15 protein-coding genes are annotated in these 17,723 nt (G+C 73.7%); 3 read left to right on the forward strand and 12 right to left on the reverse strand.

Features of this window, described 5'->3' with window-relative positions; all coding sequences use genetic code 11:
- Positions 1-66 precede the first annotated feature (66 nt).
- The 7 genes from mltG to Cba03nite_RS26125 form a co-directional block, all read right to left on the reverse strand.
- Positions 67-1,287 (reverse strand): endolytic transglycosylase MltG, encoded by a 1,221-nt coding sequence (gene mltG / locus Cba03nite_RS26095; RefSeq protein WP_203751344.1) that lies wholly within the window; start codon positions 1,285-1,287, stop codon positions 67-69.
- A complete protein-coding gene (gene ruvX / locus Cba03nite_RS26100) occupies positions 1,284-1,742 on the reverse strand; it encodes a Holliday junction resolvase RuvX (protein WP_203751347.1) in 459 nt (152 codons plus the stop codon). The genes mltG and ruvX overlap by 4 nt, the downstream gene beginning before the upstream one ends.
- A 78-nt stretch (positions 1,743-1,820) precedes the next feature.
- A complete protein-coding gene (gene alaS, locus Cba03nite_RS26105) occupies positions 1,821-4,499 on the reverse strand; it encodes an alanine--tRNA ligase (RefSeq protein WP_203751350.1) in 2,679 nt (892 codons plus the stop codon).
- Positions 4,496-4,813 carry a hypothetical protein gene (locus Cba03nite_RS26110; RefSeq protein WP_203751353.1) on the reverse strand — a complete coding sequence of 106 codons (318 nt, stop codon included), beginning with the start codon at positions 4,811-4,813 and terminating at the stop codon, positions 4,496-4,498. The genes alaS and Cba03nite_RS26110 overlap by 4 nt, the downstream gene beginning before the upstream one ends.
- A 4-nt stretch (positions 4,814-4,817) precedes the next feature.
- On the reverse strand, positions 4,818-5,270 hold the full coding sequence (locus Cba03nite_RS26115) for a DUF948 domain-containing protein (protein WP_203751356.1): 453 nt from the start codon (positions 5,268-5,270) through the stop codon (positions 4,818-4,820).
- An 81-nt stretch (positions 5,271-5,351) separates the two neighbouring features.
- A complete protein-coding gene (locus Cba03nite_RS26120; RefSeq protein WP_203751359.1) occupies positions 5,352-7,376 on the reverse strand; it encodes a hypothetical protein in 2,025 nt (674 codons plus the stop codon).
- Positions 7,373-8,758 carry a replication-associated recombination protein A gene (locus Cba03nite_RS26125; RefSeq protein ID WP_203751361.1) on the reverse strand — a complete coding sequence of 462 codons (1,386 nt, stop codon included), beginning with the start codon at positions 8,756-8,758 and terminating at the stop codon, positions 7,373-7,375. The genes Cba03nite_RS26120 and Cba03nite_RS26125 overlap by 4 nt, the downstream gene beginning before the upstream one ends.
- 75 nt (positions 8,759-8,833) lie before the next feature.
- On the opposite strand from Cba03nite_RS26125, the gene Cba03nite_RS26130 reads away from it, so the two are divergent.
- Positions 8,834-9,565 carry a GNAT family N-acetyltransferase gene (locus Cba03nite_RS26130; RefSeq protein ID WP_203751364.1) on the forward strand — a complete coding sequence of 244 codons (732 nt, stop codon included), beginning with the start codon at positions 8,834-8,836 and terminating at the stop codon, positions 9,563-9,565.
- On the opposite strand, the gene Cba03nite_RS26135 is transcribed toward Cba03nite_RS26130, so the two are convergent.
- The 4 genes from Cba03nite_RS26135 to Cba03nite_RS26150 all read right to left on the reverse strand — a co-directional run bounded on the left by Cba03nite_RS26135 (position 9,560) and on the right by Cba03nite_RS26150 (position 13,941).
- Positions 9,560-10,282, reverse strand: coding sequence for a M50 family metallopeptidase (locus tag Cba03nite_RS26135; RefSeq protein WP_203751367.1), 723 nt, complete (start codon positions 10,280-10,282; stop codon positions 9,560-9,562). The two genes, Cba03nite_RS26130 and Cba03nite_RS26135, sit on opposite strands and share 6 nt — an antisense overlap.
- 285 nt (positions 10,283-10,567) lie before the next feature.
- Positions 10,568-11,377: an SDR family oxidoreductase gene (locus Cba03nite_RS26140; protein ID WP_203751369.1), complete on the reverse strand. Its 810-nt coding sequence runs from the start codon at positions 11,375-11,377 to the stop codon at positions 10,568-10,570.
- Positions 11,377-13,170, reverse strand: coding sequence for an aspartate--tRNA ligase (gene aspS / locus Cba03nite_RS26145; protein ID WP_203751371.1), 1,794 nt, complete (start codon positions 13,168-13,170; stop codon positions 11,377-11,379). Before aspS ends, Cba03nite_RS26140 begins: the two co-directional genes overlap by 1 nt.
- Before the next feature lie 201 nt (positions 13,171-13,371).
- A complete protein-coding gene (locus Cba03nite_RS26150) occupies positions 13,372-13,941 on the reverse strand; it encodes a hypothetical protein (protein WP_203751373.1) in 570 nt (189 codons plus the stop codon).
- Positions 13,942-14,000: 59 nt separating this feature from the next.
- On the opposite strand from Cba03nite_RS26150, the gene Cba03nite_RS26155 reads away from it, so the two are divergent.
- Complete coding sequence (locus Cba03nite_RS26155; RefSeq protein WP_203751375.1) at positions 14,001-14,696, forward strand: response regulator transcription factor; 696 nt, start codon at positions 14,001-14,003, stop codon at positions 14,694-14,696.
- Positions 14,693-16,030, forward strand: a complete 1,338-nt coding sequence (locus tag Cba03nite_RS26160) for a sensor histidine kinase (protein ID WP_203751376.1) — start codon at positions 14,693-14,695, stop codon at positions 16,028-16,030. The genes Cba03nite_RS26155 and Cba03nite_RS26160 overlap by 4 nt, the downstream gene beginning before the upstream one ends.
- Before the next feature lie 128 nt (positions 16,031-16,158).
- On the opposite strand, the gene Cba03nite_RS26165 is transcribed toward Cba03nite_RS26160, so the two are convergent.
- On the reverse strand, positions 16,159-17,715 hold the full coding sequence (locus Cba03nite_RS26165; protein ID WP_203751377.1) for a glycoside hydrolase family 3 N-terminal domain-containing protein: 1,557 nt from the start codon (positions 17,713-17,715) through the stop codon (positions 16,159-16,161).
- Positions 17,716-17,723: the final 8 nt, after the last annotated feature.

The following is a 17,723-nucleotide window of genomic DNA, read 5'->3' on the forward strand; positions in this document are numbered from 1 at the left end:
GGCGGACGGCGGGTTTTCAGCCGCCGTCCAGCACAATTCGGGCATATCCGATCAAGACCAGCGGGCTCAGCAGGAGCTCTGCTTGAGGACCTTGTTCTTCACGGCCGTCTCGTTGTCCTTGCAGAACTGCTCGAAGTCCTCCGAGAAGGCCGAGTGGCCCTCCTTGTCGACCGCGACGAAGTAGTACCAGTCGCCCTTCGGCGGATCCATGGCCCCCTCCAGCGCGGCCTTGCCCGGGTTGTTGATCGGCGTGGGGATCATGCCCTCGGCGTTGCGGTTGTACGGGTTCTTCGGGTCGGTCAGCTCGTCGTGGCTCAGGCCGCTCGACGGCTTCGGGTCCTTGCCGGCCAGCTCCCGCGAGTAGTTGACGGTCACGTCGAACTGGAAGCAGGCGCAGGTCAGGTCCGGCGTGCGCTTGTAGACCCGGTTGTAGGCGACCCGCGCGACCTTGCCGAAGTCGTCGGCGTTGCCCGCCTCGGCCTGCGCCAGCGAGCCCACGATCAGCGCCTCGTACGGCGTGATCCCGCCCAGCTCGGCCTGCACCTTGTCGGCGAAGCTCATGCTGCCGGTGACCGTCAGGAAGCGGTTGACCATGGTCCGCAGCACCGTGTCGGCGGTGGCGTTCGGCGCGAACTCGTACGTGTCGGGGAACAGGAAGCCCTCGATAGTCGGCGCGACCTTCTTGTCGTCACTCCGGTTGAACCACCAGTCGGGGATGCCCAGCGCGAGCGGGTCCTTGGCCGCGGCCTTGAAGTCGGCCTCCGGGATGCCGGTCTTGGCCGAGAGCAGCCGGTACACCTTGAACGAGCTCATGCCCTCGGGGATGGTGATCCCGTTGACGATGCGGTTGCGGCCGTCGAGCAGCATGAGCACCGCGTCGTCCGCGCTCAGATGGGTGCGCAGCTTGTAGTAGCCGGGCTGGATCTTCAGGGCGTCCGGGTTGCGCTCGCCCGCCTCGACGAACGCCTTCTCGCTGGCCACCACCCCGGCGATCTTGAGGGTCTTCGCGATGGCGGCCTGGGTGTCCCCCGCCTTGATCTCCACCTGGACCGGCGTGCCGTCGGCCGACGTCTCCCAGTCCGGCGTGCCCAGCGCCCCGGCCACCTTGTCGTAGACCAGGTAGGCGCCGAAGCCGAGCACGCCCAGCAGCACCACCGCCAGGCACATCGCCAGCACCGAGCGGAACCAACCGAACCGCCGTCGCCGCCTCGCGGCCTCCCCCGGCGGTTGCAGCCGGGGATCGCCGTCGTCGTGGTCGTCGAAAGCGCGGTCCAGTTCGTCGATCATCCTGCTCGCCTTCGCTGCGCGTCGAGCCATCCCTGCAGGATCTCCACCGCCGCCGCCTGGTCGACCACGGCACGCTGCCGCTTGCCCTTGACTCCGCGATCGGACAGTCGGCGGGTCGCCGCGACGGTGGACATCCTCTCGTCCGTGAGCATCACCGGCACCGGCGCGATCAGTGCGGCCAGCTTGTCGGCGTATGCCCGCGCGTGCTTGGCGGCCGGCCCCTCCACCCCGGCGAGGTTGAGCGGCAGGCCCACCACCACCTCCACCGTGCCATGGTCGGCCACCAGGCGCGCGATCTCCAACATATCAGCTGGTATGTCAGATTCATCCGTTTTGGCCTGGCGAGCCACCGTCACCAGCGGAGTGGCCAGAATCCCGTCCGGATCGCAGACCGACACTCCGATCCGCACGGTGCCCACGTCCACACCCAGCCGCACTCCGCGCGTCCAGCCCATCGCTTCTCTCCTCTACATGAGCGAGGCTCCCGCCCTGCTGCCGGAGCAGCGGGGCGGGAGCCTCGGTCTTGCCTGCGTTCAGCGTGCCTGCACCGCGTGCTGGACCGCGCCCAGCAGCTGCTGCGCCTGGTCGGCCGGGACGCCGCCGCCCTGCGCCAGGTCGGCGTTGCCGCCACCCCGGCCCGACAGCGCGCCCTTGACCAGGTCCTGCGCGGACAGGCCGCGCGCCTTGGCCGCCTCGTTGATCGCGACGATCAGCGACGCCTTGCCGTTGGCGCGCGCGGACACCGCGACCACGGCCGGGCGGTCGGCCGGGAAGCGGCCGCGCACCTCCTGCGCCAGGGTGCGCACGTCGTTGACGGCCGCGCCCTCCGGCGCCTCGGTGCCGACGTACGCCACGCCGCCCAGGTCCAGCGCGCCCTCGGCCAGCGCCGCGGCCCCGCCGAGCACCAGCTGCGCGCGCATCTTCTCCAGCTCGCGCTCCGCGTCGCGCAGCGACGCCACGGTCTGCTCGACCCGGTCGCCGACCTCCTCGCGCGGCACCCGGTACAGCTCGGCCAGGCGGGACACCAGCAGGTGCTCCTTGGCCAGGTGCCGGAACGCGTCCATGCCGACCAGCGCGTCGACCCGGCGCACGCCGGAGCCGATGGAGGCCTCCGACAGGATCTTCACCAGGCCCAGCTGGCCCGAGCGGGCCGCGTGGGTGCCGCCGCACAGCTCGCGGGCGTAGTCGCCGACCTCGACGACCCGCACGAACTCGCCGTACTTCTCGCCGAACAGCGCCATCGCGCCCAGCCGCTTGGCCTCGGCCTGCGAGGTGACGAACGCGCGCACCTCCAGGTCGCCCATCAGCACCTCGTTGACCTGCTGCTCGACGTCGTGCAGCACGCTGGCCGGGACCGCGCCGGGCGTGTTGAAGTCGAACCGCAGCCGGCCCGGCGCGTTCAGCGAACCCGCCTGGGTCGCCGACTCGCCGAGGAAGTTGCGCATGGTCTGGTGCACCAGGTGGGTCGCCGTGTGCGCGCGGGAGATCGCCCGGCGCCGCTCCACGTCGATCTGCGCGTAGCCGGTCTCGCCGGAGCGGACCTCGCCCTCCAGCACCCGCGCCTTGTGCACGATCAGGCCCGGCAGCGGCTGCTGCACGTCGAGCACCTCGACCCGCCCGCCGCCGACCGTGATGATGCCCAGGTCGGGCAGCTGGCCGCCGCCCTCGGCGTAGAACGGGGTCGCGTCGAGCACCAGCTCGACCAGCTCGCCCTCGCCCGCCGACTTGATCAGGCCCTCGCCGCCGACCAGCGCGCGCACCTTCGACTCGCGCGCCACCTCGGCGTAGCCGGTGAACTCCACCGCGCCGCCCGCGTCCAGCGCGCCCCGGTACGCCGACAGGTCGGCGTGGCCGGTCTTGCGCGCCTGCGCGTCCGCCTTGGCCCGCTTTCGCTGCTCGGCCATCAGCCGCTTGAATCCGTCCGTGTCCACGGACAGGCCCTGCTCGGCCGCGATCTCCAGGGTCAGGTCGATCGGGAAGCCGTAGGTGTCGTGCAGCTGGAACGCCTTGTCACCGGCCAGCTCCAGCCCGCCCGACTTCTTCGTGTCGGCGACGGCCAGGTCGAGGATCGTGGTGCCCGCGCGCAGCGTCGCCCGGAACGTCTCCTCCTCCTGGTACGCGTACTGCGAGATGCGGCCGAACTCGGTGGCCAGCTCCGGGTACGACGGCGACATGCAGTCGCGCGCCACCGGCAGCAGCTCCGGCAGCGCCGGGCCCTCGAAGCCGAGCAGCCGGACCGCCCGGATCGCCCGGCGCATGATGCGGCGCAGCACGTAGCCGCGGCCCTCGTTGGACGGGGTCACGCCGTCGCTGATCAGCATCAGCGAGGTGCGCACGTGGTCGGCGATGACGCGCAGCCGCACGTCGTCGGGGTGCGACTCCGCCGCGGTGGTGGTGTGGCCGACGTTGTAGCGCTTGCCGGTCAGCTCGCACGCCTTGTCGATCAGCGGGCGGACCTCGTCGATCTCGTAGAGGTTGTCGACGCCCTGCATGATCGACGCCATGCGCTCCAGGCCCATGCCGGTGTCGATGTTCTTCGCCGGCAGCTCGCCCAGGATCGGGTAGTTCTCCTTGTCGACACCCGGGCCGCGCTCGTACTGCATGAAGACGTTGTTCCAGATCTCCATGTAGCGGTCCTCGTCGACCTCCGGGCCGCCCTCCCGGCCGTACGCCGGGCCGCGGTCCACGTAGATCTCCGAGCACGGGCCGCACGGGCCGGGGATGCCCATCGACCAGAAGTTGTCCGCCTTGCCGCGGCGCACGATGCGCTCCGCGGGCAGGCCGACCGCCCGCCAGTACGAGATCGCCTCGTCGTCGTCCAGGTACACCGTCGCCCAGATCTTCTCCGGGTCGATGCCGTAGCCGCCGTCGGCGACGGACCTGGTGACCAGGTCCCAGGAGAGGCGGATCGCCTCCTCCTTGAAGTAGTCGCCGAACGAGAAGTTGCCGTTCATCTGGAAGAACGTGCCGTGCCGCGAGGTCTTGCCGACCTCGTCGATGTCCGGGGTGCGGATGCACTTCTGCACGCTGACCGCGCGCCGGAACGGCGGGGTCTGCTGGCCCAGGAAGTAGGGCACGAACTGCACCATGCCGGCGTTGACGAACAGCAGGTTCGGATCGTCGATGGCCGGCAGTGGAGCGCTCGGGACCACGGCGTGCCCGTTCGCCTCGAAGTGCGCCAGGAACCGTCGCTTGACTTCCGCGGTCCTCATCGCTGCTGCTCACCTTCCTGCTGCTGCTTGAACTGATAGAACTTGCCGCCCACCCCGTGCGCCCACGGCAGGTCGACGGGTTCGAGCGAGACGCCGTCCTCGAAGGCGGCGTGCAGCTCGTCCTCCCGCTCGGCCGTGAAGTCGCGCACGTCATCCACAAAACTACGCATAGAGCCCGCAGCGTGACCAATGGATTCCTGCGCGGTCCCGGCCAGCCCGGCCGGGGTGAGCTTGCGGGCCTGCTTGGTGATCACCCGGACCACCACCACGCCGATGCCGATGCCGACGCCCAGCCAGAGCAGTCTGCGGATCATGGTCTCAGCCCCGCCGGGTGCGCTTGCGCGCCTTGAGCTCGTCACGCACCGACTTTGCCTCATCGGCCTCCTTGCGGGCCGCAGTGGCGCGCCGGACGCCGTAGGTGAACGCCGCCGCCTTGACCAGCGGGCTGGCCGCGGTCGCGCTCACCACGCTCACCAGGTTCGACACGTTGGCCGTGGTGTGCGCGAGGTGCTGCGTCATCACGTCGACCTTGGCCAGCTGCACGTTCACCCCGTCCAGGGTGACCTGCGCCTGGCCCAGCGCATCGTTGACGTTGTCGACGGTGATGTTGACCTTGTCCAGGATCGGCCCCGTGTGCTGGCTGACCTGGCGCAACGTCACGGTGGCCGCGTCCACGGTGTGCCGCAGCTTCAGGATCGGCACCGCCAGCACCAGCACCAGCATCGCGAACGCACCCGCCGCGATCAGTGCCGCGATCTCGCCTCCAGACATGCCAAGCCCTCCGCACGTCGTACTTTGTCCCAACGTGCAGACCCTACCGCCCGCCCCGGCGGCGCTCGCAGCAGCTAGGCCTCAGCTCGCCGACGGTGTCGGGGCAGGACTCTCCGGAGTGATCTCCTCGTCGCCCGTACCGCCCTCACCAGGGCCGGGCTCGCCGGTGTGCTGCAGCCGCTCGTCGGCGACCGTGTTCAGCACCTTGATCGTCACCGCGGAGCCCTTGCACTTGTCGTCCGCGGTCCCCGCCTCGGCGGGCGACGGCGACGCCTCCACGGCCGACTCCTCGGTCGGGCCGACCGTGGGCCGGTTGCGCAGCAGCGGGTTGCACTCGGGCGTGGTGATCGGACGAACCCACAGGTCCAGCGTGAACTCGTCGCGCCGCCAGCAGGAGTACTCCCCGTCCCCGCCGCTGGTCAGCGCGCAGCTCGGCACGTCCCAGCGCACCCAGCCCGCGCTGGTCAGCGCCTGCTGGAACGCCTGCGCCGTCTCCTTCGGCTCCCGCTCGGACTCCATGGAGCGCTCGCGGTAGCGGCACTCCATCAGGCACCAGCGGCTGCCGGAGATGTTGTCCTGGGTCTTGCCGGACACCACCGCCCACGACGGCACGTTGAGCGCGTCCAGCGTGGTCAGCACCGGGTCCCGGGTCGCCGCGCGCAGCACGAACCAGAACGGCAGCGCGCCGACCACCAGCACGACCAGCGCGATCAGCGTCCACATGCGCAGCCGCTGCTGCTCGCGCAGCTGCTTGCGGACCTCCGAGCGGGCGCCGCGGATCGCGTCGATGCCACCGGCCAGCCCGGCCCGGCCGCCGCGCTCCCCCGGCGGCGGCACCACCGCGTTCGGGTCGGGCGGGCGGACCGCGATCGGCTCCCGGCCCGGTTCGGGACGGCCCGGCGGGCGCTCGGCGCGGCGGGCGTCCGGACCCGCACCCGGACCGGCCGGGCCGCCGGGCTTGAGCCCCGGACCCGCGTTCGGGCCCAGCGGGCCTGCTCCGGGGCCGCCGGGACCGGCGTTCGGGCCGAGGCCACCCGGTCCCGCGTTCGGGCCGGGCGGGACCGGTCCGGGGCCGCCGTGCGGCTGCCCGGCGGGCGGGATGGGCACCCCGCCACGGTTGGGCGGGGCCGCCGGGGCGGCCGGGAAGCCGCCACGCTGCGCTTCCGGGCGCGCCGGGGGGCGCACCGCGGGCGAGCCCGGCATCCCGGCGGGCGCGGCCGGGCCACGCCCGCGCATGCCGTCCACGCCCGGGGCGTTGCCGCTGCGCGGCACGTCACCCGGGCCGCGCGGCGGGTCGAGTTCACGGCGCCGGACGACCGGCGGCTCACCACCGGGCTTGCGGCCCGGCGGCACGGCGCCCCGCCCGGCGGGCGGCTCCATGACCGGCACCGGCGGCGGCTCGGGGCGGCCCCGGCGCGGGTCCTCCGGCTCGCGAGGGTCGCGCCGGACCGCGGGCGGCTCCTCGGCGCGGCGGCGCCCGGCGGGCTCCTCAGCGGCGCGGCGGCGGCCCGCCGTATCGTCCGGCCGGAACCCACCCGTCGGCTCGTCGTCGGCGCGGCGGCGGCCCGCGGGCTCCTCCGCAGCGCGACGGCCCGCAGGCGCCTCGGCAGCACGACGGCGGCCCGCCGTGTCGTCAGCAGCGTCCCGGCGGAAACCGCCGGTCGGCTCGTCGTCGGCCCGGCGGCGCCCGGCGGGCGGCTCCTCGGCACGGCGGCGACCCGCCGTGTCATCCGGCCGGAAGCCACCCGTCGGCTCGTCGTCGACGCGGCGGCGGCCCGCGGGCTCGTCGGCGGCACGGCGACCCGGCGGCTCCTCGGCAGCACGGCGGCCCGCGGGCTCGTCGGCGGCGCGGCGGCGGGCGGGCGGCTCGGCGTCCCGGGCGGCACCGGGCCGCGCGGGCTTGGCATCGTCGTTCAGCGCGCTCAGCTTGTTCCAGCGGCTGCTGCCGCCGTCGGTGAAGTCGGCGTCGTCGAACTGGTCGCGGGACTGCTTCGCGCTGCGCAGATCGTCGAGCCAGCCGGTCTCCTCCTGGGAGACCTCCTCGGCCTCGCCGCCGGTGCGGCCCTTCTTGCGGCCCCGGCCGTCGGTCGCATCAGCCCGACTCATGATGAGCTCTCCTTGCTACGGATGACGGTACGCAGCTTGGGCAGCCGCTCGGCGATGTGCCGCTCGTTGCCGTGCCCTGTGGGACGGTAGTAGTCGACGCCCACGAGATCGTCCGGTGGGTACTGCTGAGCCACCACACCTCGGGAATCGTCGTGCGGGTAGCGGTAGCCCGCGCCGTGGCCCAGCCCCCGCGCCCCGGCGTAGTGGGCGTCGCGCAGGTGCTTGGGCACCGGCCCGGCCTTGCCCGCCCGCACGTCGGCGATCGCCGCGCCGATGGCGGTGGTGACCGCGTTCGACTTCGGCGCGGTGGCGCAGTGCACCACGGCCTGGGCCAGGTTCAGCTGCGCCTCGGGCAGGCCGACGTGCTGCACGGCGTACGAGGCGTTGGTGGCGGCGGTCAGCGCGCCCGGATCGGCCATGCCGACGTCCTCGCTGGCGAAGATGATCAGGCGGCGCGCGATGAAGCGGGGGTCCTCCCCGGCGACCAGCATCCGGGCCAGGTAGTGCAGCGCGGCGTCCACGTCCGAGCCGCGCATGCTCTTGATGAACGCGCTGATCACGTCATAGTGCGCGTCACCGGCCCGGTCGTAGCGCAGCGCCGCCGTGTCCACCGCGCGCTCGGCCGTGGCCACGTCGATCTCGGGCACGCCGTCGCCCTCGTGCACGGCCAGCGCCGAACCCGCCGCCGCCTCCAGCGCGGTCAGCGCCTTGCGTACGTCACCCCCGGCCAGCCGGACCAGGTGGTCCTCGGCCTCGGCGCCCAGCGTCACGGAGCCGCCCAGGCCGCGCTCATCGGTCAGCGCGCGCCGCACCAGGGTGCGCACCGCGTCGTCGTCCAGCGGCTTGAGCGTCAGCAGCACGCAGCGCGACAGCAGCGGCGAGATGATCGAGAAGTACGGGTTCTCGGTGGTGGCCGCGAGCAGCGTCACGGTCCGGTCCTCCACCGCCGCCAGCAGCGAGTCCTGCTGCGTCTTGGTGAAGCGGTGCACCTCGTCGATGAACAGCACGGTGGGCGCGCCGCCCGCGCGACGGCGGCGGCGCGCGGTGTCGATCACCTCGCGCACCTCCTTGACCCCGGCGGTCAGCGCCGACATGGCCACGAAGTGCCGGTCGTCGGCGTCGGCCACGAGGTGGGCGACCGTGGTCTTGCCGCAGCCGGGCGGCCCCCACAGGATCACCGACATGGGCGCGCCGCCCGCGACCAGGCGGCGCAGCGGGGCGCCGGGCGCGAGCAGGTGGCCCTGGCCGACCAGCTCGTCGAGGTCGGCGGGGCGCATGCGGACGGCCAGCGGAGCGTCCACCGACGGCGTCTCGAACCCGGGCGCGCCCGCGGCACGATCGGCCGGCGCGGGCTCCAGGGAGAAGAGGCCGTCGGTCTGCATCCCGCAGACGATACCTGGAGCGGCCGACGCACGCCGCAGGCGATCTTCGCAGCACCCGGGCGGTAAGGTGACGCCATGCCGCTCACCCCTGACCTCACCGGACGCGACGACCTGCTGGCGAAGGCCGCGCAGCACCCGTACGCGCGGCTCACCGCCGGGGAGCGGGTGCGGGCGTACGCCCAGGACGGCGCGCTGGTCTGGACCTCGCGCGGGCCGGCGGGCCCGGTCGCCGCGTCGCTGGGCGAGGCGAGGGCCGCCGTCGCGCTGTTCGCCCGGCTCGCCGCCGAGGACCTGCTCGACGGCGGGGTGTGGCTGCACCTGCCCCGGGCGGGCCAGGACGTCACCGCCGCGCTGCGCCCGGACGTGCACGACGACTGGGACTTCCTGTGGACCACCGTCCCGCCCGCCGCCCACCCGGGCGAGCAGGCAGTCGAGGCGCTCGGCCCGGACGACCACGACGGCATCGCGGCGGTCCTGGACGACGCGCTGCCCGACAGCACCAGCCGCCCCGGCGACCCGCGCGTGCGGCAGTGGTACGGCATCCGGGAGGCGGGCCGGATCGTGGCCGTGGCGGGCGACCGCAGCGGCAACGGCGTGGGCTTCCTGGCGGGCATCGCCGTCGCCACCGGCGCGCAGGGCCGCGGTCACGGCGCCGCGCTGACCACGGCGGTGACCCGCCTGCTGGTGGCCGAGTTCGGCATCAGCTCGCTGGGTGTGATGTCGGACAACATCGGCGCGATCCGCCTCTACCAGCGCCTCGGCTACACCGAGGCGATGGCCCGCAGCACGGTGCGCCTGCCGTCATGACCAGGGCAGCGCGCCGGCCGGGATGAGGTCCAGCAGGACGGCGGCGGCCAGCACGGAGCCAGCGGTCGAGAGCAGGAAGACGAAGACCCAGAAGCCGCCGGGCAGCGGGGTGATCCCGGCGAGCTGATCGGGGTCGGAGCGCATCCCGCTGCCCCGCCGCCGGTGCAGCTGCACCTCCACCACCGGGCGCACCCCGCCGATCAGCAGGAACCACACGCCGGTGTACGCGAACAGCGCCTGCCACGGCGCGGTGGCGTACCAGGACACGGCGAACACGGCCGCGCCGGTGGCGATGACGAGCAGCAGCCCGTAGAAGTTGCGGATCATGACGAGCATCGCGACCAGGAGCAGCAGGCAGATCCACAGCAGCAGCCGGATGTGCCCCCGGTCCAGCAGCACGACTCCGCCCAGTCCCACCAGGGAGGGCGTCAGGTAGCCCGCCAGCAGCGTGATGATCATGCCGAGACCGGTCGGCCTGCCCTTCATAATCGTCAGGCCGGACGTGTCGGAGTGCAGCCGGATGCCGCGCAGCCGCCGCCCGGTGAGCACCGCGGCGGCCGCGTGCCCGCCCTCGTGCGCGATGGTGATCGCGTTGCGCACCACCCGCCACACCCGGTGGACCATGACCAGCGCCAGCGCGATCAGCGCCGCACCGGCCACCACGCCGGCCGGAGGCTGCTCCTGCGCAGCGAGAACGTCACCGAGGGGGAACGACATGCGCGCACCCTACCCGCGCCCGACCACGCTCCGACTCCCCCACCCGGCCGCACCCCGCCGCCACCCGGCCTCGGGCGCAGTTTCGGGGAAACTGCAGGCTCGCGCGTTGCCGAGGGCGCAGTTTCCCCGAAACTGCGGAGCCGGACCCGGGTTCGGCCCCACGGTGAAGGTCGGGGTCGGCAGCGGTGGTGTCCGCGGCTGGGAAGGGAAGATCGCGATCTGGTGTCAGAAAGTGCGGTCCAGCCACAGGTTTCGACACGAGACGCCGATCTTCAAGCTTGGCGGTCAGTGGGAGAGGACCTCGGTGACGCCGCGCAGGCGGGTCTTCAGGACCGTGGCGGCCAGGGAGACGTCGAGGCGGACCTCGGTGGGTGAGATGACGCCGCGCTCGATCGCCGAGCCGCCGGGCACCCGGTCGGCCGGGATGCCGTGCTGGGCGGCGACGCGTACGCCCAGCTCGTGGCGGCTGAGGGCCTCCGGCCCGGCCACGTTGAGCACGCCCCGGAAGTCGCCCTCGGCCAGCTCCAGCAGTGCGGCCGCGAGGTCGTCGACCGCGATCGGCTGCCGGATGTGGTCGGTGAACAGCACCCCGTCCGCGCGCCCGGCGGCCAGGTCCAGCGCGAGCTGGTGCTGCTTGGAGCCGTCGTCGCCGATGATCAGCGAGGTGCGCGCGATCACGGCGTCCGGATGCGTGGCGATCACCGCCGTCTCTGCGGCCGCCTTGGCCGCGCCGTACGGGTACACCGGCTCGGGCAGGTCGTCCTCGGTGTAGGGCGCGGGGCGGCCTTTGAAGATCGCGTCAGAGGACACGTGCACCAGCCGCGCGCCGGTGCGGGCCGCGGCCGCGGCGACATAGGCCGCGCCGAGCGCGGTGACCGCCCAGTCGGACTGCGCGTACGCGGTGTTGACGACCGCGTCCGGGCGCAGCTCGGCGAGCAGCAGGTCGACCGCCGCCCGGTCCCGAACGTCGAGCGGCACCAGCCCTTCCGCCTGAGCGGAGTGGCTGGTGCCGATCACGTCGTGCCCCACCGTGCGGGCGAGAGCGACCAGGCGGCCACCGGTGTACCCCGATCCCCCGGTGACCAGCAGGCGCATTACTTCGCGGCCGCCTTGGCCTTCGCGGCGTCCTCGCCGGGCGCCTTCGGCTTGGCGTCCACGCCCGCCTCCAGCCGCTGCTGGCTGGTGATCGGGGTGGGCGCGCCGGTCAGCGGGTCGAAGCCGCCGCCCGACTTCGGGAACGCGATGACGTCGCGGATCGAGTCCACGCCGGCCAGCAGCATGCAGACCCGGTCCCAGCCCAGCGCGATGCCGCCGTGCGGCGGCGGGCCGTACTGGAAGGCGTCGAGCAGGAAGCCGAACTTGTCCTTGGCCTCCTCGTCGGTGATGCCGAGCAGGGTGAAGACCCGCTTCTGCACGTCACCGCGGTGGATACGGATCGATCCGCCGCCGATCTCGTTGCCGTTGCAGACGATGTCGTACGCGTACGCCAGCGCCCGGTCCGGCGCGGACTCGAAGTTGTCGATCCACTCCTCGTTGGGCGAGGTGAACGGGTGGTGCACCGCCGTCCAGGCGCCCTCGACGACGCCCTCGCCGGGGATGTCGACCGGCTCGAACATGGGCGCGTCCACGACCCAGCAGAACGCCCAGGCCGACTCGTCGATCAGGTTCGCCCGCTTGGCGATCTCGATGCGGGCCGCGCCGAGCAGCTCCTGCGAGTGGCGGCGGGTGCCGGCGGCGAAGAACACCGCGTCGCCCGGCTTCGCGCCGACGGCGTCGGCCAGGCCGGCCAGGTGCGCCTCGGACAGGTTCTTGGCGACGGGGCCGCGGGCCTCGCCGGTCTCCGCGTCGAGCACCACGTAGGCCAGGCCGCGGGCGCCGCGCGCCTTGGCCCAGTCCTGCCAGCCGTCCAGCTCCTTGCGGGTCTGCGCGGCGCCGCCGGGCATGACCACCGCGCCGACGTACTCGGCCTGGAACACCCGGAACTCGGTGCCCTGGAAGTAGCCCGTCAGCTCGGTCAGCTCGACCGCGTAGCGCAGGTCGGGCTTGTCGGAGCCGTAGCGGTTCATCGCGTCGTGGTAGGTGATGCGCGGGATCGGGGCCGGGATCTCGTAGTCGGCCAGCTCGCGCCACAGCGCGCCGACGATGGCCTCGCCGAGCTCGATCACGTCGTCCTGGGTCACGAACGACATCTCGATGTCGAGCTGGGTGAACTCCGGCTGCCGGTCGGCCCGGAAGTCCTCGTCGCGGTAGCAGCGCGCGATCTGGTAGTAGCGCTCCATGCCCGCCACCATCAGCAGCTGCTTGAACAGCTGCGGCGACTGCGGCAGCGCGTACCACGCGCCGGGCTGCAGGCGGACCGGCACCAGGAAGTCGCGGGCGCCCTCGGGCGTGGACCGGGTCAGCGTCGGGGTCTCGATCTCCAGGAAGTCGCGGGCGCCCAGCACCTCGCGAGCGATGGCGTTGGCCCGCGAGCGCAGCCGGATCGCCTTGGCCTGGTTGGCCCGGCGCAGGTCCAGGTAGCGGTGGCGCAGGCGCGCCTCCTCGCCGACGGTGACGTGCTCGTCGATCGGGAACGGCAGCGGCGCGGCCTCGCTCAGCACGACCAGGTCGGTGACCGTCACCTCGATCTCGCCGGTGGGCAGCTCCGGGTTCTCGTTACCGGCCGGGCGCCGCCCGACGGTGCCGGTGACCTTGACGCAGTACTCGTTGCGCAGCGCGTGCGCCTCGGCCTCGTCGCGGAACACGATCTGCACGATGCCCGAGGCGTCGCGCAGGTCGATGAAGGTCACCCCGCCGTGATCACGTCGCCGGGCCACCCAGCCGGCGAGGGTGACGCTCTGGCCGGCGTGCTCGGCACGCAGACTGCCAGCGGTGTGGGTACGGATCACGATGTCTCTCCTCGGACTGCGTATACGCGCCGCCCTGACTTCGGTCGCGGCGCCATTGGTCATTCTCGCACGTGCCCGGGCCGGGCCTGCCGCGAGCGCGGCCAACCTCAAATCAGCCTGAAACAGCGCCGAAGATGCCCTTAGCGGGCTTCGCCCCGGCGGGACGGGACACGAGGCTCGTGCACATGGATCCCGCGGGCGTCACTCCACCACCGTCACCTCGGCGTACGGCCGCTGCTCCCACCAGATCGCGTCGACGATGATCTGCCGGGCGCTGTTGTGGAACTGGACCACCACCCGGTCCGGTCCCGGCTGGGAGGTGGCCACCAGGTAGTCGCCGCGCGGCGTGGCCGACACCAGGTACACCCGCTCGTGGGCGATCCGGATCACCGCCGTGCCGCCCTCCGTCGCGAAGCTGCGCAGGTAGGACCGGGAGCCGTCGGACTCGGTGAAGACCTGCCAGCCGTCGACGGTCTGCTGCGGAGCGACCTGCGAAGGCTTCGGCGCGGGCTTGCCGGACGGCGAGGTCCGCACCCCGGCGGGCGAGCGCACCGGCGAGGACACCCCGGCCGGCGACGGCACGGGCGAGACCGACGGCACCGGCCGCGACGGAGCGGCCACCGGGCTCGGCGACGCGGTCAGCGCCTCGACCCGCAGCGGCACCGGCTCCGGCACGGCCGCGGCCAGCACCGGGCGCAGGCCCACCCACACGATCGACGCCGACAGCGCCGTCACCGCGGCCCAGCCGCAGACGTACGCCGCCGACCTCACCGTAACCGGCCACCCCGAACCCATCCCGCTATCTAACAGCTTCCGATACGGTGCCAGCCATGCCCCTCGTACTCGTCGTGGAGGACGACCCCGCCATTCGCGACGCCCTCGGCAACGCGCTGACCGTCGCCGGCTACGCCGTGCAGACCGTCGGCACCGCGCTGCAGGGACTGCGCTCGCTGACCAGCGAACGCAGCGAACGCCCCGACCTGGTCATCCTCGACCTGGGTCTGCCCGATCTGGACGGTGCCGACGCGCTGCGCATGATGCGCGCGGTCAGCGACGTGCCGGTCATCGTGGCCACCGCCCGCCGCGGCGAGCACGACGCCATCCGCCTGCTGAACTCGGGCGCCGACGACTACATGACCAAGCCGTTCTCGGCCGCGCACGTGACCGCCCGGGTGGCGGCCGTGCTGCGGCGCAGCCGCCCGCACAGCGAGACGCCCGACACCGTCGTCGAGATCGGACCGCTCCGCCTGGACGAGAGCACCCGGCTGGTCACCCTGCACGGCACCCCGCTCACCCTGACCCGCAAGGAGTACGACGTGCTGGCCTACCTCGCCGCCCGGGTGGGCCGCGTGGTGACCCGGCGGGAGCTGTTCACCGAGGTGTGGCAGCAGCCGTTCGTCGGCGCCGACCAGACCCTCGACGTGCACCTGTCCTGGCTGCGCCGCAAGCTCGGCGAGACCGCGGCGCAGCCGCGCATGCTGCGTACCATCCGGGGCGTCGGCGTGATGCTGGTGCCGCCGTCGTGAGGGCGACCCTCGCCCGCGGCGCGCTGGCCGTCACCTCCATGGTGGCGCTCGCCTTCCTCGTGCCGCTGGCACTGGTCACCCGGCAGATCGCCGAGGACAGGGCGCTGCTCGACGCCCGGCAGCAGGCCGCGGCCGTGGTCACCGCGCTGGCCGTGTCCACCGACCCGGCGGTGCTGAGCCGGGCCATGGCCGCCACCGCCGACGGGCCCCGCCAGCGGCTGGCCGTGTACCTGCCCGAGGGTGTCACCCTGGGCACGCCCCGGGCCGCCGCCGACGACGTCGCGCTGACCGCCAACCGCGGCGGCTCGCTCACCGCCCCCGCCGACGACGGGCTGGTCTACCTCCAGCCCGCCGCGCTCGACGGCGGCCGCAGCGCGGTCGTCGAGGTGTACGTGCCCGAGTCCGACCTGTCCCGCGGCGTGGCCACCGCCTGGTGGTCCATGGGCGCGCTGGCCGCGCTGCTGGTGGCGGTGTCGGTGGGCCTGGCCGACCGGCTCGGCTGGCGGGTCGTCGGGGCCACCCGGCAGCTCGCCCGCGCATCCAAGGCGGTCGGCTCCGGCGACCTCACCGTGCGGGTCATCCCCGCCGGGCCGCCCGACCTGGTCGAGGTCGGCGAGGCGTTCAACAGCATGGCCGACCGGCTCAACTCGGTCATCGACGCCGAGCGCGAACGCGCCGCCGACCTCTCGCACCGGCTGCGCACCCCGCTGACCGCGCTGCGGCTGGACTGCGACGCGCTGCCCCCGGGCCCGGCCGCCGACCGCATGCGCCAGGCCGTGGAGGCGCTCGACGCCGAGATCGACGCCATCATCGCGGGCGCCCGCCGGTCCGCCGCCGAGCGCGCCGCCGAGGAGACCGACCTGGTCGACGTCGTCGCCGACCGGCTCGCGTTCTGGGCCGTGCTCGCCGAGGACCACGGCCGCCCGTGGCAGGTCGTCGCCGGGGACACCCCCGTGTGGCTGCCGGTGCCCCGCACCGACGCCATCGGCGCGGTCGACGCGCTGATCGGCAACATCTTCCGGCACACCCCGCACGGCACCGGCTTCCGGGTGACGGTGAACTCGCAGGCGATGGTCGTCGAGGACGCCGGCCCCGGCATCCCCGACCCCGACGCGGCCCTGCGGCGCGGCGTCAGCGGCGGCGGCTCCACCGGCCTGGGCCTCGACATCGTCTGCCAGCTCGCCCGCCAGGCCGGCGGCGACGTAGCCGTGGACCGCGGCGACCTGGGCGGCGCCCGCATCACCGTCACCCTCAGCCCGCTCCCCGCCTCCCCCACCGAAGAGCCCGCGATCCCCATCCCCGCCCTCCGCTTCCGCCGAGGTCGCGCCACCTGACCCGCCCCGAACCGCCGACCAAGATCGCGTCGATCTTGCGTGAACTGCGGGTACGACACGCACATTGCGGTCATATCCCTAACAGTTCGCGCAAGATCGACGCGATCTTGAGGGCAGGGCGGGGCGGGTTAGGCGCCGGTGAGGGCTTCGGCGGCGGCGCGGCCGCAGACGGTGGCGGCGCCGTAGGTGGCGAGGTGGACCGCGCCGAGGGGGTCGCCGTGGCGGACGCCCATCTCGACGACGATCGACTCGGGGCGGGCGGCGACGACGGCCTCCAGCAGCTGGGCGAGCCACGGGTGGCGGTGCGGGTCGCGGCAGACCAGGACCGGGATGCGGCCCTCGGCGCCGGCGAGGACGTCGGCGAGGACGGCGCGCTCGTCGAGCCGGACGACCGTGGTGTCGGGGCGCAGCTCCTGCAGCGGCGCGCCGACGCCCCACGGCGTACGCGCCTCGATGGCGAGGTTGGTGACGGTGCTGAACTCGACGACGTGCGCGGGGCCGCGCAGCGGCAGCCGGTCGGCGCCGGTCACCCGCAGGGCGCGGCGGGCGGCCTCCAGCCCCACCTCGGGGCGGCCGGCCGCGTGCCAGCGGTCGGCGGCGGCGGCGCGGGCACTGCGCAGCGCGGCGCTCTCGGCGGCGAATGCGGCGACCCGGGAGGCCGCCTCGGCCAGCCGCTCCTCGGGCAGCTCGCCGCTGACGACGGCGTCGACGATGCTGGTGCGCAGCAGCTCGACGGCGTTCTCGTCGGCGGTCTCGCCGCCCACGCAGATGGCGTCGGCGCCGCCCGCGATGGCCAGGGCCGCCGCGCCGCCGAGGCCGTAGCGCTGGGACACCGAGGCCATCTCGATGCCGTCGGTGACCACGAGGCCCTTGAAGCCGAGGCGGCCGCGCAGCAGCTCGATCAGGACCGAGCGGCTCATGGTGGCGGGGCGCTCGGGGTCGAGGGCGGGCACCAGCAGGTGCGCGGTCATCATGGCGCGCACCCCGGCGTCGATCGCGGCGGTGAACGGCGGCAGCTCGATGCCGTCCAGGCGGTCCGCGTCGGCCTCGATGATGGGCAGGCCGTGGTGGGAGTCGACGCCGGTGTCGCCGTGGCCGGGGAAGTGCTTGGCGCAGGCGGCCACACCGGCCGACTGCAGGCCGCGCACCCAGGCGGCGGTGTGCCGGGACACCAGGGCCGGGTCGGCGCCGAACGAGCGTACGCCGATGACCGGGTTGGCGGGGTTGTTGTTGACGTCGGCGGCGGGCGCGTAGTCGAGGGTGATGCCGGCGGCGGCGAGCTGCGCGCCGATGTCGGCGGCGACGGCCTCGGTGAGCGCGGGATCGTCGACGGCGCCGAGGGCGTGGTTGCCGGGGCGGCGGCTGCCGTGCTCGAAGTCGAGCCGGGTGACGTCGCCGGACTCCTCGTCGACGGCGATGATGACGTCCGGGTTGTCCGCCGCCAGCGCCGCGGTCAGCGCGGTGACCTGCTCGGGGTCGACGATGTTACGGGCGAACAGCACCACGCCGCCGAGGCCGTCGGCGAGCCGGCGGCGCAGCCAGTCCGGCGGCGTGGTGCCGACGAACCCGGGCTGGAGCACCGCGTCGGCCAGCCGGAGCAGACCACGATCGTGCAGGTGGGGCCGCTGTCCCGGCGCCGTGGTGGTGGCCAGCGCCGGGGACGTGCGGTGGTCTGTCGTGGTCATGCGGGTAC

It is taken from the genome of Catellatospora bangladeshensis, assembly GCF_016862575.1.
Taxonomy (GTDB): domain Bacteria; phylum Actinomycetota; class Actinomycetes; order Mycobacteriales; family Micromonosporaceae; genus Catellatospora; species Catellatospora bangladeshensis.

Coding starts and splice junctions, on each gene's coding strand:
- alaS (WP_203751350.1), bottom strand. CDS start 4,499: ATGAGGACCGCGGAAGTCAAGCGACGGTTCCTGGCGCACTTCGAGGCG.
- Cba03nite_RS26110 (WP_203751353.1), bottom strand. CDS start 4,813: ATGATCCGCAGACTGCTCTGGCTGGGCGTCGGCATCGGCATCGGCGTG.
- Cba03nite_RS26155 (WP_203751375.1), top strand. CDS start 14,001: ATGCCCCTCGTACTCGTCGTGGAGGACGACCCCGCCATTCGCGACGCC.
- Cba03nite_RS26125 (WP_203751361.1), bottom strand. CDS start 8,758: ATGCAGACCGACGGCCTCTTCTCCCTGGAGCCCGCGCCGGCCGATCGT.
- Cba03nite_RS26130 (WP_203751364.1), top strand. CDS start 8,834: ATGCCGCTCACCCCTGACCTCACCGGACGCGACGACCTGCTGGCGAAG.
- Cba03nite_RS26140 (WP_203751369.1), bottom strand. CDS start 11,377: ATGCGCCTGCTGGTCACCGGGGGATCGGGGTACACCGGTGGCCGCCTG.
- Cba03nite_RS26120 (WP_203751359.1), bottom strand. CDS start 7,376: ATGAGTCGGGCTGATGCGACCGACGGCCGGGGCCGCAAGAAGGGCCGC.
- Cba03nite_RS26165 (WP_203751377.1), bottom strand. CDS start 17,715: ATGACCACGACAGACCACCGCACGTCCCCGGCGCTGGCCACCACCACG.
- Cba03nite_RS26135 (WP_203751367.1), bottom strand. CDS start 10,282: ATGTCGTTCCCCCTCGGTGACGTTCTCGCTGCGCAGGAGCAGCCTCCG.
- mltG (WP_203751344.1), bottom strand. CDS start 1,287: ATGATCGACGAACTGGACCGCGCTTTCGACGACCACGACGACGGCGAT.
- Cba03nite_RS26115 (WP_203751356.1), bottom strand. CDS start 5,270: ATGTCTGGAGGCGAGATCGCGGCACTGATCGCGGCGGGTGCGTTCGCG.
- ruvX (WP_203751347.1), bottom strand. CDS start 1,742: ATGGGCTGGACGCGCGGAGTGCGGCTGGGTGTGGACGTGGGCACCGTG.